The sequence below is a fragment of the Azospirillum soli genome, from assembly GCF_017876165.1.
GTDB classification, from domain to species: Bacteria; Pseudomonadota; Alphaproteobacteria; order Azospirillales; family Azospirillaceae; genus Azospirillum; species Azospirillum soli.
Map to the genome: position 1 here is coordinate 64,130 of NZ_JAGINQ010000005.1, position 24,252 is coordinate 88,381.

Annotated in this window: 27 protein-coding genes; 6 read left to right on the top strand and 21 right to left on the bottom strand. The window is 67.6% G+C overall.

Annotated features, from left to right (window positions below; all coding sequences use genetic code 11):
- Positions 1-177: 177 nt before the first annotated feature.
- Positions 178-915 carry a hypothetical protein gene (locus J2852_RS09985; protein ID WP_209874695.1) on the bottom strand — a complete coding sequence of 246 codons (738 nt, stop codon included), beginning with the start codon at positions 913-915 and terminating at the stop codon, positions 178-180.
- Positions 916-1,107: 192 nt separating this feature from the next.
- On the opposite strand from J2852_RS09985, the gene dxs reads away from it, so the two are divergent.
- Positions 1,108-3,057: a 1-deoxy-D-xylulose-5-phosphate synthase gene (gene dxs / locus J2852_RS09990; RefSeq protein ID WP_343206715.1), complete on the top strand. Its 1,950-nt coding sequence runs from the start codon at positions 1,108-1,110 to the stop codon at positions 3,055-3,057.
- 401 nt (positions 3,058-3,458) lie between these two features.
- Here the strand turns inward: dxs and J2852_RS09995 are convergent, their stop codons facing one another.
- On the bottom strand, positions 3,459-3,869 hold the full coding sequence (locus J2852_RS09995) for a hypothetical protein (protein ID WP_209874701.1): 411 nt from the start codon (positions 3,867-3,869) through the stop codon (positions 3,459-3,461).
- A 156-nt stretch (positions 3,870-4,025) separates the two neighbouring features.
- Between J2852_RS09995 and J2852_RS10000 the strand changes: the two genes are divergently transcribed.
- Entirely contained in the window at positions 4,026-4,241 is a 216-nt protein-coding gene (locus tag J2852_RS10000; protein WP_209874703.1) for a hypothetical protein, read from the top strand.
- Between the two features lie 427 nt (positions 4,242-4,668).
- Positions 4,669-5,385 (top strand): Crp/Fnr family transcriptional regulator, encoded by a 717-nt coding sequence (locus J2852_RS10005; RefSeq protein WP_209874706.1) that lies wholly within the window; start codon positions 4,669-4,671, stop codon positions 5,383-5,385.
- 72 nt (positions 5,386-5,457) lie between these two features.
- Here the strand turns inward: J2852_RS10005 and J2852_RS10010 are convergent, their stop codons facing one another.
- Positions 5,458-6,348, bottom strand: a complete 891-nt coding sequence (locus J2852_RS10010) for a class I SAM-dependent methyltransferase (protein WP_246499464.1) — start codon at positions 6,346-6,348, stop codon at positions 5,458-5,460.
- Positions 6,349-6,733: 385 nt separating this feature from the next.
- Here J2852_RS10010 and J2852_RS10015 point away from each other — a divergent pair, with 385 nt between their 5' ends.
- Positions 6,734-6,952 (top strand): hypothetical protein, encoded by a 219-nt coding sequence (locus J2852_RS10015; RefSeq protein ID WP_209874709.1) that lies wholly within the window; start codon positions 6,734-6,736, stop codon positions 6,950-6,952.
- A gap of 6 nt (positions 6,953-6,958) precedes the next feature.
- Here J2852_RS10015 and J2852_RS10020 read toward each other — a convergent pair whose 3' ends face one another.
- The 10 genes from J2852_RS10020 to J2852_RS10065 form a co-directional block, all read right to left on the bottom strand.
- A complete protein-coding gene (locus tag J2852_RS10020) occupies positions 6,959-7,954 on the bottom strand; it encodes a zinc-dependent alcohol dehydrogenase family protein (protein ID WP_209874712.1) in 996 nt (331 codons plus the stop codon).
- A 14-nt stretch (positions 7,955-7,968) separates the two neighbouring features.
- A complete protein-coding gene (locus J2852_RS10025; protein ID WP_209874715.1) occupies positions 7,969-8,274 on the bottom strand; it encodes a hypothetical protein in 306 nt (101 codons plus the stop codon).
- A 25-nt stretch (positions 8,275-8,299) separates the two neighbouring features.
- Positions 8,300-8,668, bottom strand: coding sequence for a baeRF12 domain-containing protein (locus tag J2852_RS10030; RefSeq protein WP_209874729.1), 369 nt, complete (start codon positions 8,666-8,668; stop codon positions 8,300-8,302).
- An 86-nt stretch (positions 8,669-8,754) separates the two neighbouring features.
- Entirely contained in the window at positions 8,755-9,081 is a 327-nt protein-coding gene (locus J2852_RS10035; protein WP_209874732.1) for a c-type cytochrome, read from the bottom strand.
- The gene (locus J2852_RS10040) at positions 9,078-9,431 is read right to left on the bottom strand and encodes a c-type cytochrome (protein ID WP_209874735.1); all 354 of its coding nucleotides are present in this window, start codon (positions 9,429-9,431) and stop codon (positions 9,078-9,080) included. The genes J2852_RS10035 and J2852_RS10040 overlap by 4 nt, the downstream gene beginning before the upstream one ends.
- A gap of 28 nt (positions 9,432-9,459) precedes the next feature.
- Positions 9,460-10,155, bottom strand: coding sequence for a Crp/Fnr family transcriptional regulator (locus J2852_RS10045; RefSeq protein WP_209874738.1), 696 nt, complete (start codon positions 10,153-10,155; stop codon positions 9,460-9,462).
- Between the two features lie 343 nt (positions 10,156-10,498).
- Positions 10,499-11,056 (bottom strand): GNAT family N-acetyltransferase, encoded by a 558-nt coding sequence (locus tag J2852_RS10050; RefSeq protein WP_209874740.1) that lies wholly within the window; start codon positions 11,054-11,056, stop codon positions 10,499-10,501.
- Between the two features lie 16 nt (positions 11,057-11,072).
- Positions 11,073-11,639, bottom strand: coding sequence for a phage tail protein (locus J2852_RS10055; protein WP_209874743.1), 567 nt, complete (start codon positions 11,637-11,639; stop codon positions 11,073-11,075).
- A gap of 18 nt (positions 11,640-11,657) precedes the next feature.
- Positions 11,658-12,206, bottom strand: coding sequence for a phage tail protein (locus J2852_RS10060; protein ID WP_209874745.1), 549 nt, complete (start codon positions 12,204-12,206; stop codon positions 11,658-11,660).
- A gap of 24 nt (positions 12,207-12,230) precedes the next feature.
- Positions 12,231-12,782, bottom strand: coding sequence for a phage tail protein (locus J2852_RS10065; protein ID WP_209874749.1), 552 nt, complete (start codon positions 12,780-12,782; stop codon positions 12,231-12,233).
- A gap of 522 nt (positions 12,783-13,304) precedes the next feature.
- Here J2852_RS10065 and J2852_RS10070 point away from each other — a divergent pair.
- A complete protein-coding gene (locus J2852_RS10070) occupies positions 13,305-13,448 on the top strand; it encodes a hypothetical protein (protein ID WP_209874752.1) in 144 nt (47 codons plus the stop codon).
- Between the two features lie 44 nt (positions 13,449-13,492).
- Here the strand turns inward: J2852_RS10070 and J2852_RS10075 are convergent, their stop codons facing one another.
- From J2852_RS10075 to J2852_RS10095, 5 genes are all read right to left on the bottom strand, one after another.
- Positions 13,493-15,445: an asparagine synthase-related protein gene (locus J2852_RS10075; RefSeq protein WP_209874755.1), complete on the bottom strand. Its 1,953-nt coding sequence runs from the start codon at positions 15,443-15,445 to the stop codon at positions 13,493-13,495.
- On the bottom strand, positions 15,442-16,401 hold the full coding sequence (locus J2852_RS32220) for a serine kinase (RefSeq protein WP_209874758.1): 960 nt from the start codon (positions 16,399-16,401) through the stop codon (positions 15,442-15,444). The genes J2852_RS10075 and J2852_RS32220 overlap by 4 nt, the downstream gene beginning before the upstream one ends.
- A complete protein-coding gene (locus J2852_RS10085; protein WP_209874761.1) occupies positions 16,398-16,829 on the bottom strand; it encodes a lasso peptide biosynthesis B2 protein in 432 nt (143 codons plus the stop codon). Before J2852_RS10085 ends, J2852_RS32220 begins: the two co-directional genes overlap by 4 nt.
- The gene (locus J2852_RS10090) at positions 16,826-17,104 is read right to left on the bottom strand and encodes a PqqD family peptide modification chaperone (RefSeq protein WP_209874764.1); all 279 of its coding nucleotides are present in this window, start codon (positions 17,102-17,104) and stop codon (positions 16,826-16,828) included. The genes J2852_RS10085 and J2852_RS10090 overlap by 4 nt, the downstream gene beginning before the upstream one ends.
- Positions 17,105-17,299: 195 nt before the next feature.
- Positions 17,300-19,096, bottom strand: coding sequence for an ABC transporter ATP-binding protein (locus J2852_RS10095; protein WP_209874767.1), 1,797 nt, complete (start codon positions 19,094-19,096; stop codon positions 17,300-17,302).
- A gap of 327 nt (positions 19,097-19,423) precedes the next feature.
- On the opposite strand from J2852_RS10095, the gene J2852_RS10100 reads away from it, so the two are divergent.
- On the top strand, positions 19,424-20,512 hold the full coding sequence (locus J2852_RS10100; RefSeq protein ID WP_209874770.1) for a right-handed parallel beta-helix repeat-containing protein: 1,089 nt from the start codon (positions 19,424-19,426) through the stop codon (positions 20,510-20,512).
- A 40-nt stretch (positions 20,513-20,552) separates the two neighbouring features.
- On the opposite strand, the gene J2852_RS10105 is transcribed toward J2852_RS10100, so the two are convergent.
- From J2852_RS10105 to J2852_RS10115, 3 genes are read right to left on the bottom strand one after another with little or no spacing between them, the layout of a single operon-like run.
- On the bottom strand, positions 20,553-21,545 hold the full coding sequence (locus J2852_RS10105; RefSeq protein ID WP_209874772.1) for an NAD-dependent epimerase/dehydratase family protein: 993 nt from the start codon (positions 21,543-21,545) through the stop codon (positions 20,553-20,555).
- The gene (locus tag J2852_RS10110) at positions 21,539-22,993 is read right to left on the bottom strand and encodes a nucleotide sugar dehydrogenase (RefSeq protein WP_209874775.1); all 1,455 of its coding nucleotides are present in this window, start codon (positions 22,991-22,993) and stop codon (positions 21,539-21,541) included. Before J2852_RS10110 ends, J2852_RS10105 begins: the two co-directional genes overlap by 7 nt.
- A 20-nt stretch (positions 22,994-23,013) precedes the next feature.
- Complete coding sequence (locus tag J2852_RS10115) at positions 23,014-24,249, bottom strand: glycosyltransferase family 4 protein (protein WP_209874779.1); 1,236 nt, start codon at positions 24,247-24,249, stop codon at positions 23,014-23,016.
- Between the last annotated feature and the right edge of the window lie 3 nt (positions 24,250-24,252).

Genomic DNA, 24,252 nt, shown 5'->3' on the forward strand with positions numbered 1-24,252 from the left:
TATTGTTCTTCCTCGAACGGAAGTCGGGGTGTCCGTTCCTGCAAAGGGTGTCGGGTGACGGTCGTTCTGTCAACTACGACGCACATGTCAAGAGTGGTTTTAAACGTATTGTGGCCTTCGGCCGGACGGTTCGCGGGTATGGCGAACGGACGCCGCTTGGCCGACAGCATGGATCGGTCAGGTCTGCGGGTGCTTCGACCGTTCCACCCACATGCACCAGCCTCTCAGGGCCAGATTGGTGGAATTCTGGTCGGGCCGCTTATAGGGCGAGAAATATTGGTCGTTGATCTGCGCCTGGGCGCCGGCCCAGACAGCGTTCCAGTCGATGACGCCGCTGTTCAGCAACCGTTCCTCGATGATCCGCAACAAGGTCTGGTTGATGCTCGACATGCCGATGTTCTGGGTCGCCAGCACCTGCGCGTCTGGTGCCTGCTCCAGCGTGGCGGCAAGCCGCACTTGACCGCCGCAGGAGCCCCAGAAGACCAGCGCCGTCGCCGAGGCGATCTCGGACATCGTCCTGTCTTCGTGGTAGCTGTGCCCACGATGGATGACGATGGAGGGTGACGCCTGCTGTCGGACCATCCAGTCGCGCAGCGCGGCACGCCCTTGCCCGCCCACTCCCGGGGCGTTGGCGACGATGATGATCTTGCGGCTGCTCCGCTCCGGACTGGTGAGGGTGATGAAGCCGCGGTGGTTCTGGATCGCCCAGCCGATGGCACGGCGCTGCTTCACGAAGGCGCGGTACGAGGCATGGCCGTCGCGGTCGTCGTAGAAGGTCATCCGCTGCCAGTCGATGCCCCCCTGGAACAGCCGGTCATCCGGCGGGGGCTCCTGAACGAAGAAAAGGTCGGCGGTTGTCCTGGCCGGCTTTCGGCCATGCCATCGAAGGTCGGGATCAACGGCATCGTCCGGCATTCTTTCGTGCTCAAAGGGCGCAAGGACGCCTGAACGCGCGGGAGCGGTAGTTTACCGTATCATACCCGCGGGATGCTGGCGCACCCTTCCGACAGCTTTCACCCTTGTTCAAATCCAGGAGTTCGAATCCAAGAACAACACGCGCGCAAAAGCCCGAAACAGGCGCGCGGAACGGGGAAGGAGCACGGAGCCGTGACCAGCAGAACCCCCCTTCTCGACACCGTTCCCACCCCCGCCGAGCTTCGCGCCCTCAAGGCCGGACAGTTGCGCCAGCTGGCCGACGAACTGCGCGTGGAGACCATCGACGCGGTGTCCGTCACCGGCGGCCATCTCGGCGCCGGCCTCGGCGTGGTCGAACTGACCGTCGCCCTGCATTACGTCTTCGACACGCCGTCCGACCGGCTGATCTGGGACGTCGGGCACCAGTGCTACCCGCACAAGATCCTGACCGGGCGGCGCGACCGCATCCGCACCCTGCGCATGGGCGGCGGCCTCAGCGGCTTCACCAAGAGGACAGAGAGCGCGTACGACCCCTTCGGGGCGGCGCACAGCTCGACGGCCATGTCCGCCGGGCTTGGCATGGCGGTGGCGCGCGACCGGCTGGGCCGCAGGAACCATGTGGTCTGCGTAGTCGGCGACGGCGCGATGAGCGCCGGCATGGCCTATGAGGCGATGAACAACATCGGTTCCGGCCAGAGCCGGGTGATCGTGATCCTGAACGACAACGACATGTCCATCGCCCCACCCGTGGGGGCGCTCAGCGCCTACCTGTCGCGCCTGATTTCCTCCAAGCCTTTCCTGACCCTGCGCCACATCGCCGAGGATTTGGCGGACCAACTGCCGCGCCCGTTGCGCAAGGCGGCGCGCCGGGCGGAGGAGTACGCGCGGGGCATGGTGACCGGCGGCACGCTGTTCGAGGAGCTGGGCTTCTACTACATCGGCCCCATCGACGGGCACAACCTGGACCACCTGCTGCCGGTGTTGCAGAACGTGCGCGACGCCGAGGACGACAAGCCCGTCCTGATCCACGTCGTCACCAAGAAGGGCAAGGGCTACGCCCCGGCCGAGGCCTCGGCCGACAAGCTGCACGCTGTCACCAAATTCGACGTCATCACCGGCGCCCAGGCCAAGCCCAAGTCCAACGCGCCGACCTACACCCGCGTCTTCGCCAACGCCCTGATCGCCGAGGCCGAGGCCGACCGGCGCGTGCTGGCGGTCACCGCCGCCATGCCGTCGGGCACCGGCCTGGACCTGTTCGGCCAGCGCTTTCCCGACCGCTGCTTCGACGTCGGCATCGCCGAGCAGCACGCGGTGACCTTCGCGGCGGGGCTGGCCACCGAGGGCTTCAAGCCGTTCTGCGCCATCTACTCGACCTTCCTGCAACGCGCCTACGATCAGGTGGTGCACGACGTGGTGCTGCAACACCTGCCGGTGCGCTTCGCGCTCGACCGCGCCGGACTGGTCGGGGCGGACGGGGCGACGCACGCCGGGGCGTTCGATGTGGCCTATCTCGGCTGCCTGCCCGACATCGTGCTGATGGCGGCGGCCGACGAGGTCGAGCTGATGCACATGGTGGCGACCTCGGCGGCCATCGACGACCGCGCCTCGGCCTTGCGCTACCCGCGCGGCGAGGGCGTCGGGCTGGAGATGCCGGAGCGCGGCCTCATCCTGCCCATCGGCAAGGGCCGGGTGGTGCAGGAGGGCTCCAAGGTGGCGCTGCTCAGCTACGGGGCGCGGCTGGGCGAGGCGCGCAAGGCGGCGGCGGAGCTGGCCGCGCGCGGGCTGTCGACCACGGTGGCCGACGCGCGCTTCGCCAAGCCGCTGGACGAAGACCTCGTGCGCCAGCTGGCGCTGCACCACGAGGTGCTGATCACCATCGAGGAGGGCTCGGTCGGCGGCTTCGGCAGCTTCGTGCTGCAGTTCCTCGCCACCTCCGGCCTGCTCGACGGCGGGCTGAAGATTCGCCCCATGGTCCTGCCGGACCGCTTCATCGATCAGGACTCGCCCGAGCGGCAGTATGAAGAGGCTGGGCTGTCCGCCCGCGCCATCGTGGCGACGGCCATGGCTGCCCTGGGTATCCCAGCCGACCGTCTCTCGGTCGTGCGTGGGCCACGTCGCGATCATTCGGGAACGGGTGGGTGATCCGCCCGTTCGCGGATTGTGCATCGTTGTGCAGATTGTGCAGTGGGGCGATTCTGCACAATGGGTGAAATCCCGGCTTTCTCTTTTCTGTTCAAGGTGTTGTTCGTGTTCGTTCGTATGCGTCCATTGTGCAGCGGTGGCGGGCGGGTTCGTTATTCGACGTTAGCCAGTGCAACATCGTGCAGCATTTCTTCGGTGTATGTTGCATTGGTTAACGGGGGTCTTCTGCAACGGCTGTCGGGCCGCCCTTTGGTTGGCCGAGCCTACGATGGCGTGCCTTTCCGGTCGGTCAGGCCAAGCGCCGGCGTGGCCCGACGGCGGGCGCGTTTCATACGGAGACAATTTGAGCGTTGACCGGCGCAGAGTAGCCGAATGCCCGGAACCAAGCAAGAACTTGGCCGTCACCGGATCACCGTGCAGTCCTTCACGATCACCATGTCGGACGTCGGGTCGGGGCTCAGGTCAGCCGGCATCGACTCGTAGTTGGGGATCAGCAGGCAGCCGTGGTCCTGGAGCAAGACGCCCTTGACCTGGAAGCGAATGGTTTTCGGATTGCTTCCGAACGTGATTTCGAATTCGTCGCCGATGGCGACGCGGGCCGGAATGTCGATGTCCCCGTATTCCCGGCAGCTGTGCACGATCATCCAGTCGCGGCACAGCTTCAAAATGCCGGTTCCGGTCGTGGATACGATGGCGGAGGGAGCCACCCAGCGCTGCGTGGCCCCTGCCCCCGTGGCCGCTGCCTCGGTGGCAATGGCGGGAATCGAAACGCCCAAGGATCCCCCGAGCAAGACGGCTATCGCGATCCACATCCCGTGTCATCGGCAGCGGCTCAATCCCCAGCTACAATACTGTAAATGGATCACCGCTTATCCCTCTCCCTTGGGGGAGGCGCCAGCGCGTCGGGGGTGGCGGGGATATCCTTATTCCCCGTGTCATACTGCGCTGCAAAAAGCCATGCTGGGGGTATGGCGAATCGTTATGAAATAAGGCCCGACTACGAGGGCTCCGGCTGGACGGTGTTCGATACCGGCACCGGACATCCGGTCATTTTCGAAGGCATGCAACAGGTCGGTCTGCTCCGCGTCGAGGCGGAGAACGTGGCTGAATTGCTGGAGCATCTCGGCCGCCTCAAGAAGCGGCGGGCTCTCCGTTTCTTCGATCCCGCGCCCAGCCTCGGCTAAGAGGCTGTTGCCGCTGCGCCTTCGATGAGCAGCGCATCCGCTACTTTGATGGATCCTCAGGCTTGCTTTTTCTCTCGTTTGCGGACCGCGACACCTTGCTGGCGGCACGAAGACGCCTCGATTCATCAACGACGGCGCGCGCCTGCTCCATGACCTCCCGATGGCGGCGCAACAGCTCTTCAAGATCCTTTTGCGACATGACGGCTTGTTCTCGCGCTAACGATGGGCGCATTCAGCAATGCACCGGTTGCGGTGCTTCTGACTGTCCGTTTCCGTACAAAAAGGATCAGACACCTGTTGCCGGTTTCACCGGTGCGTTGCGCCTCGCCCTCGTCCCGTTCTGCGCAGCTGGCGGACATGCAAACGGATGGCGCCCGGCTGTTGGCTCCATCGGACGTCTTGCGCGGCGAATGCGGAGAGCAGCGCCATGGAAAGCAGAAACTACATCCTGAGAAGTCTATCGCCTGCCGAGGAGGCGTTGCTTCGTCCCCACCTGACGCCCGTCCCGTTGCCGCACAAAATGACGTTCTTCCGGGCGGATGAGCCCATCACGCAGGCGTGGTTCATTGAGCAGGGCTGCGCCTCCCTGATCACCGTCCTGCCGGATGGCGGCGCGGTGGAGGTGGGTACCATCGGGAACGAAGGGCTGGTTGGAACATCGGTCCTGTTGGAGAGCGATCGGATGCCTCAGCAGTGCGACATGGAGGTCCCCGGCAATGGCTGGCGGATATCGGCCCAGGCGCTCACGGCCGCGCTGCGCCAAGGCGATACGCTGCGGGCCAAGCTGTTGCGCTTTGCCCAGGCGCACTTCAATCAGGTCGCTCAATCGGTCGCATGCAACCGTCTGCACGGCATCGAGGAGCGGTGCGCCCGTTGGCTGCTGATGACCCGGGACCGCACGGGCGACGACTTCCCGCTCACCCATGAGTATCTTGCCATCATGCTTGGTGTTCGGCGGGCCGGAGTCACCGTGACCCTGAACGATTTGCAGAACGCGGGTATGATCCGCCACACGCGCGGGCACATCACGATCACGGACCCGGTTGGGTTGGAGGAGGTCGCTTGCGATTGCTACCGGATTGTCCGTGATGAATTCCGGCGCTTGCTTCCGCAAGGGGATGCCTACCCGAGCGCGCCGCCATAACGGGTGTTGCCGGATCAGGGGCGGCCCACCCGCGCTTGATGGGTCTTCAGCGACACCGACGCGGCAGGTCACTTAAGGAAGCGCGCCCAGGGGTGCGCTCACCTTGCGCAGCCACAGGCTGGATTCGATGGCGCCGTCCGGCAGGGGCAGTTGTCCGGCGACGCTGCCGGCCACCTCGGCGGCCATGCGCGTCGCGGCGTAGTGGCTGGCGAACAGCGGCGTGAAGGCGCCGCCCGACAGCAAGGCCGCGACCGCCAGCTGCTCGTTGTAGCCGCGCCAGCGCCAAGCGGGCGGGTAGGGATCGGGCAGCAGGATATCGTGGATGTGGACCAGAACCCCGGCCCGGAGCGCCGGAAGGACGCGGTTGAACAGGTGGTCGGCATCGCTGCCGGGCACGAGGATATGGCTGCCGTCGATGAACAGCATGTCGCCAGCGTCCAGGGCCGCAAAGGGGGCGCTGTCCACCCGCTGGACCAGGGCGTGCATCAGGGTAACGGGCAGGTCGCCGATGTCGGCGCGCGGCTGCGGATCGATCACCGTGTGGGTGCAGGCGGTGCCGCCGTCGCGCACGGCGCGCGCCAGGAAGCGCGTGGAGTGGCCGCAGCCGATCTCGACGATGCGCCGGGGCCGATGCCGACGGACCAGCGCGTAGGCGGCTGCGGCGTCCAGCCGGGGAAACCAGTCCTGCCGCCACCGGGGCTGCGGCGGCGGCTCGCGCCCGATGGCCAGCAGGGCGTCGGCGTGGACGTCCATGTCGGCGAGCACCGCCGCGAAATCCGCCCGGTGGCGGTCGAACAGCGCCTCGCACGGGGCGTAGGGTGGGGCCGGGTCCGCGTCGGGCAGGGATTCGGCGTAACGGTGCGGAATGAAGAAGCCGCGCCGCCGCAGGCCAAGCACGGTGAGCAGCCCGAAACCCAGATAGCGGAAAGGGATCGTCGCGGCGCGTTTCGCGGCCATGCTCATCGATCTGGTCACCCCGGAACCGGTGATGAAGCTGAACTACGCGGGACGAGGCCGGACATCAAGGATGCGGGCGAGTGTCCGCCTGCGCCTTTTGGGGTAGCCCTAATTCAAGACTCATTCCTTTGCGGAGGAAATTGCTACGATTGCTTTTGCCGCTTTCGAAAGCATAGGGGCGGCTCTTCCGGATATGGCGCGGGAGAGATGATCTGAATCAAGACATAGAACGTTCGCTTGCGAGACCCTCGTCTTGGATCAATGCGGGCTAATCACAACATGTCTGCTCGCAAGACCAGCCGAGGCGAGAAGGCTGAAGGTATAAAATCTTACGGGAGGATCCTCAATGAACGTCGAACTCATCGCACGTCCCGTTGTAACGGAAGGTTCCGTGACGCTCCTGGCCGAGGCGCTGAGGAAAGCGGCCGACCATGACGGCACCGACGGCGTTATCCTGGCCGCCTATCTGCGGCATCTCTACAATGGTCCGGACCCCGAACTGGCCCATGAAATCGGCCGGCGGAACCTGTCGGCGCTGAACACGGCGCTGCGTTCGCGCAAGCTGCCGCCGGTCTGTTACGACGAGCACTGCTTCCGCTTTCTGACCTGAAGGCGCTCACAGCGTCAGCACCGCCGCCCCTGCAATGGCGCCGCCACGCAGGGCGGCGACGGCTTCGTTTGCCTGGGCGAGTGGAAAAGGCGTGACCCGCGTCCGGACCGGGATCCGCGGGGCGAGAGCCAGGAACTCCTCCCCATCGCGGCGCGTCAGATTGGCGACCGAGCGCACGACCCGCTCCCCCCATAGGATGCCGTAGGGGAAGGAGGGGATGTCGCTCATGTGGATGCCGGCGCACACGACGGTTCCGCCCTTGGCGACCGCCCGCAACGCGGTGGGCACCAGCGCCCCGACCGGGGCGAACAGGATGGCCGCGTCGAGCGGTTCCGGCGGCGCCTCATCGGAGCCGCCGGCCCAGGCCGCGCCGAGCGCGCGGGCTAGCCCTTGCGCCGCGTCGTCGCCGGGGCGGGTGAAGGCGAAGACCCTCCGCCCCTGGTGGCGGGCGACCTGCGCCACGATGTGCGCGGCGGCCCCGAAACCGTAGAGGCCGAGGCACTCCCCGTCGCCGGCCCCTTCACACGCCATGCGCAGGGCGCGGTAGCCGATCAGGCCGGCGCACATCAGCGGCGCGGCCTCCAGGTCCGAATAGGAAGGGTCGATGGGGAAGGCGTAACGCTCGTCCGCCACGGTCAGTTCGGCATAGCCACCGTCGATCTGGTAGCCGGTGTAGAGTGCCCGGTCGCACAGATTCTCCCGACCCGAGCGGCAATAGGCGCATTCCCCGCAACTCCACCCCAGCCACGGCACCCCGACCCGGTCGCCGAGCTTGAAGCGCTCCACCAACGGTCCCGTGTCGAGCACCGTTCCGATGATCTCGTGGCCGGGGACAAGGGGGCGTTTGGGGTTTGGAAGCTCTCCGTCGATGACGTGCAGGTCGGTCCGGCACACCGCGCAGGTGTGGACCCGGATCAGCAGCTGGCGCGGCCCCGGTTCCGGATCGGGCAGGGTGGCGGAAACCAGGGTCCTGCGCGGCTCCGGCAGGATCATCGCCTTCATCGATGCACCCCCGATCACCAGCGCGACGACGGCTCATGCGCGGTCGGCGGTCCCATTTCGCGGAAGTGGAACAGGTGCAGCGCGTGCTGGCCGTTGTAGTCCAGAACGCGCAGGTCGTCGGTTTCGCGAAGGTCCTGGCACACCATGTCGAAATGCCGGCCGTAGCGTTCCTTTGCCAGGGAAAGCGGAATGGAGTGGGCGACGAACTTGTCGATGCCCTTGGTCGCCAGCTTGCGCAGCAGTTCGGGATCCTCGATCGCGTTGTAGGAGGTCAGAATCACCAGCGGGCCGCTGCCCGTGAACAGAAAAAACGCGTTCATCGCCCTCCTCCCCGGCTCGATGTGTTCACATCCTCACCCGTGACAGCGCCGTATGGCGGCGCAGCAGGGCCGACAGTCGCGCCGCCAGCAACGGCCCCGGCAGACCCATGAGATCCTTGGGCTCGCCATGGATCAGGCGCTCTCCCGCCGGGCTTAGCAGCGCGTGGCGCAGGCCGCTCAAGGTGCGCTGCGGCGCCACCAGCACCAGCCCGTCGAACAGGCCATGCGCGGCGGCCTCGTTGATCAGGTCGGCAATTCCCGTCCCGGTCTCCAACGGTGACGCGGAAGCGCACGCGATTTCCTCGAACAGGCGCGGCTCTCCCACGCGGTGCAGCAAGACGCGCGCCTTGCTGCCGTCGGCCAGCACGAACCAGATCTTGGCGTGCCTGCGCATGGTGGGGCCTCCTGCTGCGGAGGCCATTCAGCACCCATTTCCGCGCGCGGGCCTTAACCTGGATTAGGTTCGCCGCCGAGGGCGGGTCAGCGCGCCAGACTTTGCAGATAGGCCACCACATCCTCGATCTCGTTGCGGGAGAGGTTCAGGTCGGGCATCGGGGGGTGGGGAGAGGTCAGCCATTGCCGGACCCAGTTCGGACCCCGGTTGGGATCGCGGGCGATGCTGGCGAGCGTCGGCACGGCGTCGGTGCCGCCCTTCCCGCTGTCCACCACATGGCAGGAGGTGCACCAGCGGTTGGCGAGGCGGCGGCCGGCGACGGGATCGGCTGGCTGCGCCGAGGCGGCGGAGGTCAGGAGCGCCGCAAGCGCGGCCGCGCCGAGGGCCATGACGGGGTGCGGGGGCCGTTTCATCGCGGGTTTCCTTTCAGGGAAAGCAGATAGGCGACGATGTCGTCGGTCTGCTCCTCGGTCAGGCGGATGTTCGGCATGACCGGGTGGGAGGTCCGCAGATAGCTGCGCAGGGCCAGCTCGGTGATGGCGGGATCGCGCACCCGCTCGGTCAGGTCCGGCGCGATCGTGTCATCGACCATGGCCGGGGGTTTGGGGGAACCGTCCCGCGACACGCGGTGGCAGCCGCCGCAAAGCTCCTCCGCTTCCTGCCGGCCGTAGCCGGGGTTGCCCGGCCCATCGCTTGCGGCCGGCGCGGGCGACGGCAGCGCCAGCAGGACGAGGAAAAGAAGGGGGCTCAAACGTCTTGTCATCGGTGCGGCCTCCCCAGGAATGGCGCGGTCATGCGACGGCGCTCGGCGGGATGGTCATGGAGCCTTCCGGCGCAATGTCGGGATCGAGTTGCGCGATCTCGGCCAGACGCTCCGGGTCGAGCAGGACCAGCGCGCCCTTCCGGAAATCAAGAAGCCCTTCCGTCCTCAACTGCTTCAGGGTCCGGCAGACGTGCACGGGCGTCAGTCCGGTCGCGTCGGCGATGTGGACCTGGTTGAGAGGAATGTGCAGGACGCTGTCCTTTGGGTTCCGGTGGGCGGTGACGCGCCGGTGCAGGTCGAGCAGCAGGTTGGCGACCCGCCCCTGCGCCGTCTGGTGCCCCAGGGCCCCGACATGGTTCCAGGCGGACAGCGCCTCGCGCGTCACCAGCGAGGCGAAACTCATCGCCAGCCGGGGCGATTGCGCGCAGGCGCGGTAGAAGACGGATCGCTTGATGGCGCAGACGGTCACGTCGGTGATGGCTTCGGCGGTGTAGGCCATGCCGGCCTCCTCATTCCCCTCGAAGCCGATCAGATCGCCGGGCAGGACGAAACGGACGATCTGCCGCTCGCCGTCCTCGAACAGCTTGTGGACCAGCGCCCAGCCCGATTGCAGGATGAGGATGTGATCGAACGGCTCGCCCTGGTGGAACAGCCGCGCCCCGGCCCTGCGGGTCTGGATGCGCGCGCCGAAGGGAAAGAGCCGGTCGCGATCCCGGCGCTCCATCCGGCGACACAGACTGCCGTCCCGGACCGGGCATTGCCCGCACAACGGCCGGGATAGGCGCGCGGCCGGGAACCGGGATTGGTCGTGGGACGTCCGTTCGGCGTTATCGCCCATGAGATCGCCCATGACGATGCCTCCGCCATGAAGCGCGGTAAGGGTGATGGGCCGGTCGCAGCGTCAGCGGGCCGCCATCTTCATCGCGTTTTTCTAATGGAGCACATGCTATAGCGGGGCGGCTGGCCCGTCTAGTCTTCGTAAGGGGTACAGTCCGGATAGAACATAGGAACGTCTTATCAGGGCTTACGTTTTCCAGACCATCCAATGAACATAATCAATATTCGCGTCAGGGAGGCGGCTGTATCCAGCGCAGCGTTCGGTGGGTCGGGCCGTCCCCTTCCGGATGGAAGCCCAGGCGGGCGTAGAGCGAGGCGGCGCGATGGTTGTCCAGGGCGACGTTCAGCGTGACGCCGCCGCCCCGCTGTGCGGCGAGTTCCTGTAACACGCGCAGCAGGGCCGAGCCCAGCCCGCGGCCCTGGTGGGCGGGGTGCAGGCTGACGTCGATCAGGTGAAGGTCGGAGGAGGAGCGATCCACATACAACCGGCCGGCCGGACCGCGCCCGTCCTGAATCACAAGATAGTCTGCCGCCGGAAAGCGGCGCAGGTAATCGGTGTGCTGGGCGTTGAACTGCTGCTCGCAGAAGGCGCGCTTCATCTCTTCCGGCCAGCCGGTCGAGGCCAGTTCGGCATCCCGGGCGTGCCGGTAGAGGCGGCGCAGAAAAGGCAGGTCGGCGTTGCGGCAGGGCCGCAGCCGGTATCCGGAGGCCGGCCGGGCAAGCCTCCCAAGGGGAAGCTGCCCGACCTTCGGAAACTCCGGAAGCGGCGCCGGTGTCGCGGGAATCACGACCGCCGGCCCCCGCTCAGTCCTTCACCGGATACACGGAGTCGGGTGAATCGACATTGATGCACCAGTGGAAGACAAGGTACGGCGAATGGTTGTCGTGGGGTTGCCCCCCGCCGGCCACGCTGATGGACATCGGGGACATCGGCGCCACCACCGGCGCCGGGCTGGCGGTGGCGCTGGCATATGCCGGGTACACGTAGGTCGTGCCGCCCGAGATGAACTGGGGGGCCGCTGGCATGGCCGTGTTTCCGGGCGCCGTCAGGCGGGGAGTGCCGCCTTGCGTCTGGATCACGTGGTCGTGCGACGGGATTTGGGTTTGGTTGAGCGTAACCGTGGGCGCGCCTTGCGACTGCCCGAACGGCCAAGGGTTCGCAAGGGCGTCGGGCCCGAATGAGGTGGCGGCGAGGCCGCGCAGGTCGGGAAGTTTGAAGTTGGTCTGCCCATCGCCGCCGAAGCGGATGCCGAGGATCGAGTACAGGGCGGGGTTGGCCTGAATATTGAGTGTCTGGCCGGCGCACTCCATCCAGCCCATTGGGACGAAATTGTACGGAAATGCGCGGATCTCACCAAAGAATGCGTCCATGATTCTGCTCCCCCTCGCTCAGCTCGAAGCCGGGTAAAGGCCGACCAGCGCGATGATGTAGGTCAACGGCATGGTGGGCATAACGTTGTTGTGGGGCGCGTTGCCGCCGGCGGGCAGCAGCGAGTTATTGGCCATCACGCGCATGACGCCGGTCGATGAATAGGGAATGTAGGAATTGAAGTTGTCGGTGGGGTCGGCCAGGATGCCGCCGACCGGCGACGTCTGGGTGGCGGGGGTGCTGGTGGCCGTCAGCAAATGGGTGTGGGACGGAAGTTGGGCCTCGGTCAGCGTCACGGTCGTGGCGCCGCCGGTCTGGCCCAGCGTATAGGCGCTCGTCCCGCCCTGGTTGGGATCACCGTTGGCGCTGCCCGTACCGATGGGCAGTCGGCCGCGCAGATCGGGAAGGCCGAAGGTGGTCCGGCCGTCACCGCCGTAGGTGGTGCCAAGCAGGGCGTAGAGCAACTCGTATTGCGGAATGGCGAGCAGGCTGCCGTCGCACAGATGCCAGCCATTCGGTGCAAAATTGCCCGCGAACAGGCGAATCTCTCCAACGTAAGGTTCGGCCATGGTCAATCTCCCAATAATTATTGATTAGGACCGCTGCGGGTAGTAGCCGCTGACGCAGATGCAGTATTGCAGGGCAATGAACGGCTGCCGATTCTCGTGCGGCTGGTTTCCCCCGGCCGGCTGGATGATGTTGGAGTTCAGCGCGACTTGCGGCGTGGTGGCCGGGCTGTAGATCGGCGGCGTCGCCGGCGGGTTCGTCAGGGTCGACGGCGCTGTCGGCACGGCGAAATAGCCGTTGGTCGGGTTTGCCGTGCCGGCGTTCGAGCTGGAGCCTTGCAGAGTGTGGTTGTGAACCGGCATCTGCGTCTGCGTCAGGGTGACGGTCTCGGTGCCGCCCTTGCCGCCAACTTGGGTGGCGACGTTCTGGTTCACCCCGTAGGCGCCGATGATGGTGCGGCCGCGCAGGTCCGGCAGAGCGAAGTTGGTCCGGCCGTCACCGCCGAAACTCGTGCTGAGGAGTGAGAAGAGCGCCACGTTCTGCTGCACGGTCAGCAGCGACCCGTCGCAGACATGCCATCCGCTCGGGATATTGTTGTAAGGAAAGAGGCGAATCTCCCCGATATATGCCTCCGCCATTGGCTCCTCCTTGGCTTTTGCGCCCGTATCAAGCGATTTTTATCGTGCAGATTCGGGCAATAATGGTTGCCCGCAGACTGTACATGACGTGTGGCATAAATAAAATTGGTTAGATTCGATTTTTCATTGCAACTCTGTAATATTGAGGGCGTTTTTGCGGGAGTTTCCGTTTGAAAATGCTCGCCATGAACGGAATGGTGGTGCTTGGCATCGCATTTTGCCGCCAGAGGTCGACCGGCTTGGGGGGAGTGAGCGGAAATGGTCGCCCCGCAGCATCCGAAAGCCGCTGAAGGCTTCGGCGATTCGCCGTCGTGGCCTCGCCGCAACGGTCCGACGGAGACTTGGACGGCATCAAGGCCGGCGTCCGGAGGTTTGCGTCAATCGTCCCACCCGACCCGCGGCCTTGACGCGTGGCGGCCCTGAAAACATTGACCGGCAGGGCCAAAAGAGGTAACGATTCTGGCCCTTGCCCAACACTGGGTTGAAACGCTCAACCCGCTGCAGCGCGAAACTGGAGGAAGTATGAGCGAAGCGATCGCCGTAAAAGACGCCGACGAGCGTCGGGAACGGAAGCCTTGGAGCGAGCCGAAGCTCACGGCTTTCGATATCGTGGACAGCACCGGGAACACGGGCGGTGTCCAGGGTGACGACGGCTTCGGCAGCTGACGGCTGAACGCGCCCGGTCTCCGTGCCGGGAGCGGACGCGAGGGTCAACCCGTCCGCCCCAGACCGGCGCGCAGCAGGAAGTCGATGTTGCAGATGCCCGTCAGAAAGCGGAAGCGCAGCCGGTCGCGGACTTCCGGTAGGTGTGCCTGGTCGAAGACCAGCTCTTCCCGGGACAGGCGGACGAGATCCGGCATGTCGAACATTTCTTCGATGGCCGCGACGCCCCGTGCCTGATCGAGTATCGCGTTGATCCTGGTCCGTCCCTTCGCCAGCCGGTGCATCCAGTCGGCGCTCTGGTAGCCCTTGCGGGAAGCGGGCATCATCACCTCCGGCGGCACCCGCCCGGCGAAGGCCTGCCGGTAGATCCATTTGGCCTGGCCGTCGCGCAGGAACATCCGGCTCGGCAGCGACAGGATCAGGTTGATGAAACGCACGTCCCGGCTCGCGTCGCGTTCGTCCGTACCGAAGGCGCCCAGCATTGCCGTGTTGAAGGCCCCGGTGTCCCCCTGAAAAAGCCCGAATCCGATGCGGCCCCGCCGTGTCCGGGCGCTGCCGACCGCCACTCGGGCCATATCCTCCCATCGGCCTTCGGCCTCTTCGGTTTGGATCGCCGCCAGAGCCGCTTCGCTGAGGGGAGAGGCATACCGGCGGGTCACCCGCTTGCGCCCGGTCAGATGGCGCGCCAGCGCCACAACCGGTTCCGGCGTGAACGGCGTCAGCGTCGCCGCCAACAGCCCCGGAACGGAGTATCCCCCCCGCGCCAACAGCCGCAGTTCGCGCGCAAGGCGCAGCCATCGTCCCGTCGCCAGCATCTCCGGCAGCGCCTCGCGGTCGTTGTAGCTGATGGTCAGGTTGCCGAAGATGGCGTTCAGCAGGACCCGTTCCTTCCGCTCCTGCATCCGCCGGGCGATGTCGAAGCGCCAGACTCGGTTGCAGGCGTTGCGGATGGGCTGCTGCAGATAGGTGAAGATCATCTCGAAATCTTCGCCGATCGCGCGGCCGTCCCGGCCGACCAGAATGTGGTCCATGTTGGCGTAGCGCCCGGCGGTGATGGAGGCGATTCCGCTTTCGTCGATGATCTGCCCTCGCCAGGGATGCAGGGTGACCCCGTCCATGGGAACCGCCGTGTAGGCGCTCAGGCGTTGCCCCCGTTCGGCCAGCATTGCCGCCGCCGTGGTCGCCACGGCGGAACTGTCGTAGCCGGCGCTGAGATGGCAGCCGATCGGCCCAATGGCGCGCAGCCGGTCGCGCACCGCCCGGTCGAAGGTCTCGCGGTACGCCTCCACATACTCGGCGTCGCTGGACAGTCGCAACGGCGCCGGGTCGGGCAGTTCCCAATAACGGTTGACGCGCAAACCGCCGGCATTGATCTCCAGCCGGGATCCCGGCGGCACGCGCTTGATGCCGGCGTGGAAGCTGCGATCCTTGTAATCGGCGAAAAAGGCGGCGTGCGCGCGGACAGCGCCGAGGTCGGGTGCCAGCGGGATGTCGGGCAAGGCGTGCAGCCCGTGATACATGCTGGCGAAGACGATGCGGTCGGGGCTGTGGTGGTAGAACAACGGGCGCTCGCCCATCTGGTCGCGCACAAGGTGCAGCCGGCGGTTCTCCGCGTCCCACAGGGCGAAGGCGAAGGCGCCGATCAGCCGGGCCGGGCAGCCCTCTCCCCAGCGTTCCCAGGCGGCCAGCAGCAGGTCGGAATCGGCCATGGCCCCGGCGCGACGCTGGTCGATCCCCAGCGCTTCGGCCAGTTCGGGGCGGTTGTCGAGGCGCAGGTCGGCCACCAGCACGAACCGTCCGCCACCCCCGACCAGCGGCTGGCGGTCGTGGACGTCCTCCGGCAGCAGGACGGTCAGTCGGCTGCCCAGCGCGACAGCCCCGCCGTCCCACGCGTCGGCGCGGTCGGCGCCAAACGGGGCCAGGGCGCGTTGCATGGGCGTCAGGAGGTCCGCCGCCCCCGGCCGGCCGTCGAGATGCCAAAGTCCCGCAATCGCGCTCATGCCCTGTTCCCCTTCGCGACCGATCGGACCAGATCACCGATGGCGTCGCACAGCGCATCCAGCCGCGCCAGATCGTCGGGACGTCGCAGGATGCGCACCGGCACGCGCGGCGCCAGCGCGGTGGTCCATTGGAACGCCGCCCGCCCGCGATCCAGCGCCCGCGCCACCCCCGGCCCCGACAGGTGGCGGTGGAGCAGCGCCGCCGCCGCCGCGATCGGGGGCTGTGCCTCGACCACCGGAGCCGCCGCTCCCGGAACGGTCTTCAGCACCAGCACGAGGGCCAGAGGCACCGGGTCCGGGTGGAAGTCCTCGCCCAGCGGGCGGAAGAACTTGGCGAACCCCCGCTTCACCCGGAGCCTCCCGTCCACCGCGTCGCCGAAGGCGACCGCCGCGCTGTCCCACAGCTTCATGGCCGGATAGCCGGGATGGACCAGCCGGCTTTCCGGATCGACGATCGCCTGATCGTCGGTCAGCAGCCGGTGGCCGCGCTTCATCAGGGCGCGCGCCGTGGTCGATTTGCCGGCCCCGGCGTCGCCGGCGATGGCAACGCCCTGACCGCCGATCTCGATCACGCTGGCGTGCAGCGGGGGGGTGCCGCGCTGGTGGCAGAGCATCATCATGGCCGGGCCGAACAGCCACGTATGGAGTTCAGCCTCCGTCAGGTCCGCCGCCGCATCCACGGTTAGGCACCGCCCTCCCTCGATCAGCACACGGACCCCTTCCGGCCGCGTCAGGACAATGGTGCCGTCGGCGTGGATGCTGGAAAAGGGAGACGATTGGACGACCGGTTCCTTGCACAAGGCGACGGGGGCGAAGCGGATCTCCACGTTCGCCTCCTTTCCCGCGTCCGGCGGAATCGGGCGCAGGAAGGGGAGCGGACGCGGCGAGCGCAGCCGCAAGCCGTAGAGGCCGTAGTCGTATCCGGGCGCCGTGGACGCCTGCTCGGTCGCGTTCACGCCGCCCCGCCCCCGGACCGGCGGACAAGGTCGGCGAGCGGCACGTAGGTGTCCGCCTCCTCCCCGCCCAGCAGGACTTCCGATCCCAAGATCAACCAGGCATGAGCGCTCAGCCGGCCGTCCTCCTTGCGCACACCGAAGCGGATGCCGCTGCCGGGGATGCCGCGGCGGGCCAACAACAGCATGCCGGCCACCGCCCGGACCAAACAGGTGCTGTGCCAAGGCAGCCGGTCGGCCATGCCGCGCACCCGCCGCGCCACCGCCCGCGCCCGCTGCGTGTCGCGCGGGCTGGGAGGCGCGCCGGTTCCCGCCGGTGCGGCGAAGCGGCCCAGCAGCGCCGAGGTCCGCGACCAGGGCAGGGAGAACAGCAGGACACGAGCCAGGGCCAAGGCCAGAAAGGCCTCCAGGCGAAGAACCGCAGCGATCACGGTTCGATCCGGATCAACCGCTTGTCCAGCATCTGGTTCAGGAAGCGAAGGACATCGTCGCGGATGCGCTCCGGGGAAGCCTCGTACTCGTCCTCCAGCCGACGGCAGAGGACGGCCACCTCCACCGGGGCGGCCAGTTCGCGCCAAATGTGCGAGCCCACCGCGTCCAGGTTGAAATACTGGCCGCTTTCCACCTCCATCATCACCGTTTCGCCATCAATTTCCGTCAACAGCAGGTTGGGAGCGGCGACGACGCGACTTTCGATCGCGATCATTGAGGTGTCTCCAGGCGCAAGGAGGGTGTGGGACGTCGGGCGAATTCCCACGGCAAAACACGAGAATTATGCACTTCGCGGTTGCTTTCGGTCCAGCACAATTGCGCGGGAGCGGTGCGGCACGGCGCTGCCCGGTGCGCTTGTCACCATTCTGGCCACATGGGTATCGCGCGGCACGCAATTCAGGGCGGCCATTCACCCGGCCATGTCCAGGGCGGCCAGCCGGTCTCCGGCCGTGCCGCACACCTCCGTCCAGGAACCGCTGGCCAGCAGACGTCCGCCCTCCAGCACCAGGACGTGATCGGCCGTGCGCACGGTGCTTGGGCGGTGAGCCACCACCAACACGGTCAGGCGCCCATGCAGGCGGCGCAGCGTGTCGGCCACCTGCCCCTCGGTCTCCGCGTCGAGCGAGGCGGTCGCCTCGTCCAGCACCAGCAGGTCCGGCCGGCGCAGCAGGGCGCGGGCCAGGGCGATGCGCTGCCGCTCCCCGCCGGACAGGCTGGCGCCCCGGTCGCCGACGACGGTGTCCAGCCCTTGCGGCAGCGCCCGCACGGCGTCGGCTACGGCGGCTTCCTCCAGCGCGCGCCACAGATCCTCCTCCCCGGCGTCGGGGCGGGCGAGGGCCAGATTCTCGCGGATCGTCCGGTGGAACAGGAAGGGGTCCTGCGGCACATAGCCGATGCGGCGGCGCCACGCCACCCGCCCCGGGCCATCCAGCGGCACCCCGTCCACCAGCACCGCCCCCTCGTCCGGCGCCACCAGCCCCATGACGATGTCGGCCAGCGTCGATTTGCCGGCGCCGGACGGGCCGACCAGGGCGGTGGTGCTCTTGGCCGGGATCGCCGCGACGATGCCGGCCAGCGTGGGCGGGCCGTCCGCCCGCGCCGCGTGCCGGTAGCCCACGCCGGAAAGGGCGATGGAGCGGGTCAGAGCGGGGGGCACCTCGGCCGGCGCCGGCTCCGCCTCCCGCCGCCATTCCTCCAGAGACGCCAGCAGACGGCCGTGCACCGGCAGCATTTGCAGGATGACGCGCCACGTCTCCTGCACCCGCAGCGCCGCCGGCATCAGGCGCGCGAACAGGGCCAGCAGAACCAGCATCTCCGGCAGCGGCAGACCGAGCGGGCCGAGACCGGCCCAGACCGCCAGGGCCGCCGCCCCGGCCGCCGCCACCCGCTGCGTCATCCGCGCCGTGGCCGAGGCCCGCGCCTGGGACAGCTGCCGCTCCTGTTCCTGACCGGCGAGAGCGCGGAACTCCGCGCCGCGCACCGTCTCCGCGCCCAGCGCCTTGAGGATGCGCAGGCCCGCTGTCTGATCGGCAATTTCCGCGTTCAGGGCGCGCCGCGTCTCGCCCAGCGCGTGGCCAAGGGCGTAGGCGCGGCGGCTCAGGGGTCGCACCGCCAGAGCGAGGGCGCCGGCCAGCAGCAGCGCCGCCGCCGTGAAGGCCGGCGACAGAAGGAAGGCCGCCACGATCAGCGCCGGCAGTTGCACCAGCGACGCCAGCATCTGCAGGAGGAAATGCACCACGCTGCCGCACTGCGCGACCTCCTGGGTCAGCGCGTGGGTGAGGTCGGCCTGGCGCCTTGCCGCCAGGGCGGGCCAGCCCATCGCCATCACCGCGTCGTGCAGGCGCCGGCGCAGGGCATCGACGTAGTTCAGCAGCAGCGCCGTGCCGGCCACCATCCGCGCCCAGACCACGGCCGACGCCCCGGCGATCAGCAGGACGTAGAGGACCAGCGCACCGCCAAGGCCGATCCGCTGCCCAACCGCGCGCAGCATGGGCATGGAGCCGTCGCCCTTGCCGGTGATCCCCAGCAGGTCCAGCAACGGCATCAGCAGCAGAAGGCCGGCACCCTCCGCAATGGCGGCCAGCGTCGCCAGCACGGCCACCGCCGCGAAGCGGCCTCCCACCGTGCGCGCCACGTCGGTGACCAGCGCCGCGAATTGCGCTCCGGCACCGGTGGGACGGGTCGGGGGAGGGGAACGGTGGAACATGGCTCTTCCTCGGCCGCCGTGCGGTTGCAGGCCATCATGCAGCACGCCATCATGTAGCACGAGGGTGGTGCGCCCCGGCAACCCATCCCGGTTCCGGCCGCCTCCGGCGAGCGTCCGGCGGAAAATCAGGCGGGTAATGTTTTGTTAACCATAATCGCCTTTTCTCTGGGGCCAGACGAACGGGGCTGGCGGTCGATCCGGCTGGCCCGACATACCCATCCGCCGCAGCCCCCATGCTTTCGTGGGGCACATTCCATGGGCCCTTCCAAACGCCCGACCGCGGCTTCTTGCTTTTTAAAAGCGCGCATAACGAAGGAAAACTCCGCTATGGCCGATCTTTACGTCTCGACCAACGGCTCGGATTCCAACAACGGCAGCAAGGGTTCGCCGTTCAAGTCCATCGTTAAGGCTTCCGAAGCCGCCGAGGCTGGAACCACGGTGCATGTGGCGCCCGGAACCTATGAGGGCGGCTTCCAGACGACGGCCAGCGGCACGGCGTCGGCCCCGATCACCTATGTTTCGGACGTGAAGTGGGGCGCCAAGATCGTTCCGCCGGCCGACTCCTCGTCCAACACCGCCTGGGACAACCGGGGCGACCACGTCAAGATCGACGGCTTCGAGGTTGACGGGTCGGCCACCCACGGCGGCACGCCGTGGCGCTGGGGCCTGTTCACCAGCGGCGACGGCTCGGCCATCGTGAACAGCAAGGTGCACGACATCGCCCGCAACGCCGACGCGCTTGGCGATTCCAACGGCGGCGCCGGCATCCAGGGCGACGGCTATTACGGCGGCGGCGATTTCACGCTGAGCAACAACGTCATCTACAACGTCGGCCCGGCCGGGACCACCAACGGCCTGATCCACGGCATCTACATCTCGTCCTCGGGCACGGTCGAGCACAACGACGTGTCGAACGTTCCGGGCGTGGGCATCCACCTGTGGCACGACGCCCACGACGTGAAGATTGCCGACAACACGGTGTACAAGAACGGTGCGGGCATCCTGGTCGGCGCCGGTGACTTTGTGAACGAGACGGCCCCGGCCGACCATGTCGAAGTCACCAACAACAGCGTCCACGACAACGCCTACAACGGCATCACCGAGCAGGGCCTGACCGGTCCCAACAACACCTATGTCAACAACAAGGTGTGGGGGAACGGCAACAACTGGGACCTCGATCCCGGCAAGACCCATACCGAGACGGTCGCCACGCCGCAGAGCGCCGCTCCGCTGGGGGTCGATCTGTCGCCGGAGTATCTGGCCTTTGTGCAGCAGCAGGTCGCCGGTACAGTTCCGGCGATCTCCGATCCGGCGGCGCCCACGGTCGCGGTGGTGCCGGTCGTCGATGACGCCGCGCACGCCGTCGATCACGTCGATGCGCTGCCGCACGACCTGACCTCGGCCAGCCACGGCTGATAAGAAAGCGAGGGCCTCGAAAGAGGCCCTCGTTTCGTTTTCAAACCGCGCAGATCTCGGCCTTGTCGAAGACGCGGTCCTTGTACCAGTCGTAGGTGCGCCGCACCCCCGTTGCGAGGTCGATGCGGGAACGGTAACCGGTCGCTGCGATGGCCTTGCTCATGTCCGGCGCGCGGCGAGACGGGGAACCGGGCGTTTCCGGCGCGGCGGCGATCGGGTTGCCCCGGCCGACCGTGTCCAGGATGACCTGGGCGAGGTCGCCGATCCGCACCTCCGGTTCCTGCGTGCCGATGTTGAAGGTCTCGTTCGCGCAGGCCGGCAGGGTCGCCATGCGCAGCAGATACTCCACCGCATCGTCCACGAAGCAGAAAGACCGGCTGTGGTCCACGCTGGCTACCACCAGCGGCTCGCCCTCGGGAAGCCGATGGGCTTTTTCCAGCAATTGCGGGACGACGTGCGCCAGCCCCATGCGGGGGCCGTAGACGTTGTGGAAACGCACGATGGTGAAGGGCACGCCGGAGAAGCGGCACAGCGCCTCGCCATACAGTTTCGACAGCATGTAGGTGGTGCGCGGCTCGGCCAGATCGCCGGCCGTCAGGGGCGTGGTCTCCGGGGTCGGCACCGGAATGCCGAAGGCCTGGAGCGTGCCGGCGTAGATCTCGCTGGTCGAGGCGAAGACGAGGCGGCCGAGAGCCTTCTGCCGGCGGGCGAGCGCCAGCGCGGTCTCCAGCATGGCGACGTTGGCCGAAAGAACCTCATAGGGGCGGGAGCGGACGTGCGCCACCCCGATGATGGCCGCGAGATGGAAGATCACGTCGTAGTCGTCGTCCATTTCCTCCGCGAGGCCGGGGCGGCACAGGTCGGCCTCCAGCATCCGGACGTTGGGCCGGGCCAGCAGGTCGGTCAACGCGCCGTCGCGCACGCCGCGCCCGTGGTTGTCCAGGATGTCCACGGCGTCGCCGCGCTCCGCCAGCGTGCGGGCGAGGTGGTAGCCGATGAAGCCGGCACCGCCGGTCACGAGCACTTTCAGCATGCGTCCCCCCGTCCGATCGAAGTGAGGCTGCGGCCCATGTCCCGCAGTTGGCGGCGTTGCGCGTCCGTCAGGACGTTGTTGGCGTCGATCACCGCCACATCGGCGTCCTTCAGCCATGCGGCCAAGTCGATGCCGCGGTAGAAGCGGGAAGGCTGGGTGAAGACCACCGCGTCGAAGTTCCCGGCGTCGGGCAGGTCGTTGACGACCCCGCGCGCCAGTTCCGGCCACACCGTGACCAGCGGGTCATGGCCGACCACGTCGGCGCCTTCGCCTTCGGCGGCCTCGACGAAGACCTGAGAAGGGGAGTAGCGGGTGTCGCCCACGTCCTCCCGGTAGCTGACGCCGAGCAGCAGGATGCGCCGCCCCGACAGGCTGCCGCCCAGCCGGTGCCGCAGCTTGTCCAGCGCCACCAGCGGCATGGCCCCGTTGGTCTGCACTGCCGCCGCCGAGAAGGGGAAGGCCAGGTCCGGCCGGTCGAACAGCGTGCGCGCCGCGACCGCGCCGAACAGCGGGTCCTTCGTCAAGCAATAGCCGCCGACGCCGAAGCCGGGCTGGCGCATGTTGGCGTGGGTCGGGCGCTTGCGGATGGCCGCGACGATCTCGAACAGGTCGATGCCCACCGCCTCGGCGAAGCGTCCCCACTCCTCCATGTAGGCGATGGTCATGGCGCGGTAGGCGTTCTCCAGAACCTTCGCCGTTTCCGACGCGGTGGTGGAGCCGAGCCGGGTCAGGGGATAGTCTCGCACGTTGATGACGGTGCCGAGAAACCGCTCGCAGGCGTCGGCCGCCTCCGGCGTCATGCCGGCGTAGACGCGCCAGTAATTGACGATGGACTCGTAATACTGCGCTCCGGGCATCACCCGCTCGTAGGAGTGCGCCAGCAGGATGGCGTCCGGCGGCAGGCCGCGCTTTTCCAGCCCGGCGGCGAGGCGCGGGGCGACGACCCGCTCGCAGGTGCCCGGCGGGACGGTCGTCTCGACGATGACCAGCGTGCCGGGCTGAAGGCGGGCGCCCAGGTCGTCCATCGCGCGTTGCAGGGGGCCGAAATGGACGATGGGCTCCGGCGCCGACCAGTCGATGTCCAGATTGATGTCCACCAGCACCACGTCGGCGATGCTGAAGATGTCCGGATCGTCGGTCGCGGTCAGGTTGCCGGCCTCGTGCGCGCGGGCGAGTGCCGCGTCCAATTCGGGGTCGCCGCCGGGAAAGGGCATCTCGCCCCGGTCGATGCAGGACACGCGGTGGCGCCCGGCCTCGTTCGGCAGGTCCACGCCGACCACGGAATAGCGCGGCCGGCCGTCCCGCTGCGCGTTGGCGATGGCGATGGACATGGCCGAACCGACGAAGCCCAGCCCTTGGACGCAGACGACCGGGCGGCTTCGGTCCACGCGCGGCCAGGGATCGTAAGCGGTCTTGTGGTCGGCCGTCTTTCTGGCGAGGTGGTTCATGCGCTGGCCTCTTTTGCGTCTCAGGTCGCGGCGGTCGCGGCGATGAAGCGGGATGCGAGGATGCGGTAGTCGTGGTTTTGCAGAACGAAGCGCTGGCCGTTCTCGCCCAGGCCGAGGCGTTCGGGCGGTGGCATGCGGGACAGGCGGAGAATGGCGTCGGCGAGCGCCGCCGGGTCTTCGGGCGGGACCGTGAAGCCGCATTGCCCCTCGGCGACGAGGTCGTTGCAGGCGTCGCAGGCCTGGATGATCGGCCGGCCGGCCAGCATGTAGTCGAACATCTTGTTCGGCGAAATGCCGAAGCGGTAGAGCGGGCTGCGCTTCCACGGGGTGACCAGCGCGTCCATCTCCGACAGGAAGCGGTGAACGGTCCGTTTCGGGATCACGCCCGCGAGGTGGAAGCGGTCGAGCCCGGCGCGGGTGACTTGTTCCTTCAGCTCACCGGCGCCCGGCCCGTCGCCGCAGAGGATGAAGGACACAGGCTCGTCCCGCAGCAGCACGGCGGTGTCCAGCACCGTCCCGATGGCGTCGGCGAAGTTGATGCCGCCGGCATAGCCGACCAGGAAACGCCCGTCGGCACGCTCCTTCGCGATGCGGGTGGCGAGCGGCTCCGGCAGGTCACCGGCTCCGGTGCCCTGAAGGGCGGCGATGGGGATGCCGTTCGGGACGTGCACGAACTTCGCCGGGTCCAGGCCGCGCCCGACCATGTAGTCGCGCGCCCCCGGCAGGATCGACACGACCACGTCGGCGTTGCGGTAGGCCCAGTCCTCCGACCGTTGCAGAAGCTGGATGTAGGGGTGGCGTGCCGAGTAGCCGCCGAGCAGCATCGGCGTCAGCGGCCACAGGTCGTGCACCTCGAACACCAGCCGCGCCCCGGCCTTGGCCGCGATCCGCGCGCCGGGGTGGATGTCCAGCGGGTATGTGGAGGAGCAGATGACGATGTCCGGCCGCTCCTCCCGCGCAATGCGGTCGGCGTTGGCGAACAGCTTGGACACGAAAGTCAGCATGTTGACGACCCGACCCACGCCGTTGCCGCTGTACGGGCGGGTGCGCAGCCAGCGGAAGCGGACGCCGTCCTCCTCCGTCACGTCCAGGTCGCGGCGGACGACCGGCTGGTGGTGCCGCAGGTGGGAGTAGTCGGCCCCCACGATGGTCACCCGGTGGCCGTCCGCCACCCATTCGCGGGCCAGATAGAACGGGCGGTATTCCATGCCCATCCCGTCCGATCCGGCGTAGTGGTTGATGAGCAGGATGTTCATCTT

Coding starts and splice junctions, on each gene's coding strand:
- J2852_RS10035 (WP_209874732.1), bottom strand. CDS start 9,081: ATGAAACGGCCCCCGCACCCCGTCATGGCCCTCGGCGCGGCCGCGCTT.
- J2852_RS10025 (WP_209874715.1), bottom strand. CDS start 8,274: ATGAACGCGTTTTTTCTGTTCACGGGCAGCGGCCCGCTGGTGATTCTG.
- J2852_RS10020 (WP_209874712.1), bottom strand. CDS start 7,954: ATGAAGGCGATGATCCTGCCGGAGCCGCGCAGGACCCTGGTTTCCGCC.
- J2852_RS10060 (WP_209874745.1), bottom strand. CDS start 12,206: ATGGCCGAACCTTACGTTGGAGAGATTCGCCTGTTCGCGGGCAATTTT.
- J2852_RS10075 (WP_209874755.1), bottom strand. CDS start 15,445: ATGAGCGCGATTGCGGGACTTTGGCATCTCGACGGCCGGCCGGGGGCG.
- J2852_RS10055 (WP_209874743.1), bottom strand. CDS start 11,639: ATGGACGCATTCTTTGGTGAGATCCGCGCATTTCCGTACAATTTCGTC.
- J2852_RS10115 (WP_209874779.1), bottom strand. CDS start 24,249: ATGAACATCCTGCTCATCAACCACTACGCCGGATCGGACGGGATGGGC.
- J2852_RS10065 (WP_209874749.1), bottom strand. CDS start 12,782: ATGGCGGAGGCATATATCGGGGAGATTCGCCTCTTTCCTTACAACAAT.
- J2852_RS10100 (WP_209874770.1), top strand. CDS start 19,424: ATGGCCGATCTTTACGTCTCGACCAACGGCTCGGATTCCAACAACGGC.
- J2852_RS10095 (WP_209874767.1), bottom strand. CDS start 19,096: ATGTTCCACCGTTCCCCTCCCCCGACCCGTCCCACCGGTGCCGGAGCG.
- J2852_RS10105 (WP_209874772.1), bottom strand. CDS start 21,545: ATGCTGAAAGTGCTCGTGACCGGCGGTGCCGGCTTCATCGGCTACCAC.
- J2852_RS10040 (WP_209874735.1), bottom strand. CDS start 9,431: ATGACAAGACGTTTGAGCCCCCTTCTTTTCCTCGTCCTGCTGGCGCTG.
- J2852_RS09995 (WP_209874701.1), bottom strand. CDS start 3,869: ATGTGGATCGCGATAGCCGTCTTGCTCGGGGGATCCTTGGGCGTTTCG.
- J2852_RS10110 (WP_209874775.1), bottom strand. CDS start 22,993: ATGAACCACCTCGCCAGAAAGACGGCCGACCACAAGACCGCTTACGAT.
- J2852_RS10070 (WP_209874752.1), top strand. CDS start 13,305: ATGAGCGAAGCGATCGCCGTAAAAGACGCCGACGAGCGTCGGGAACGG.
- J2852_RS10010 (WP_246499464.1), bottom strand. CDS start 6,348: ATGAGCATGGCCGCGAAACGCGCCGCGACGATCCCTTTCCGCTATCTG.
- J2852_RS10045 (WP_209874738.1), bottom strand. CDS start 10,155: ATGGAGCGCCGGGATCGCGACCGGCTCTTTCCCTTCGGCGCGCGCATC.
- J2852_RS10030 (WP_209874729.1), bottom strand. CDS start 8,668: ATGCGCAGGCACGCCAAGATCTGGTTCGTGCTGGCCGACGGCAGCAAG.
- J2852_RS10005 (WP_209874706.1), top strand. CDS start 4,669: ATGGAAAGCAGAAACTACATCCTGAGAAGTCTATCGCCTGCCGAGGAG.
- J2852_RS10000 (WP_209874703.1), top strand. CDS start 4,026: ATGGCGAATCGTTATGAAATAAGGCCCGACTACGAGGGCTCCGGCTGG.
- J2852_RS10090 (WP_209874764.1), bottom strand. CDS start 17,104: ATGATCGCGATCGAAAGTCGCGTCGTCGCCGCTCCCAACCTGCTGTTG.
- J2852_RS09985 (WP_209874695.1), bottom strand. CDS start 915: ATGCCGGACGATGCCGTTGATCCCGACCTTCGATGGCATGGCCGAAAG.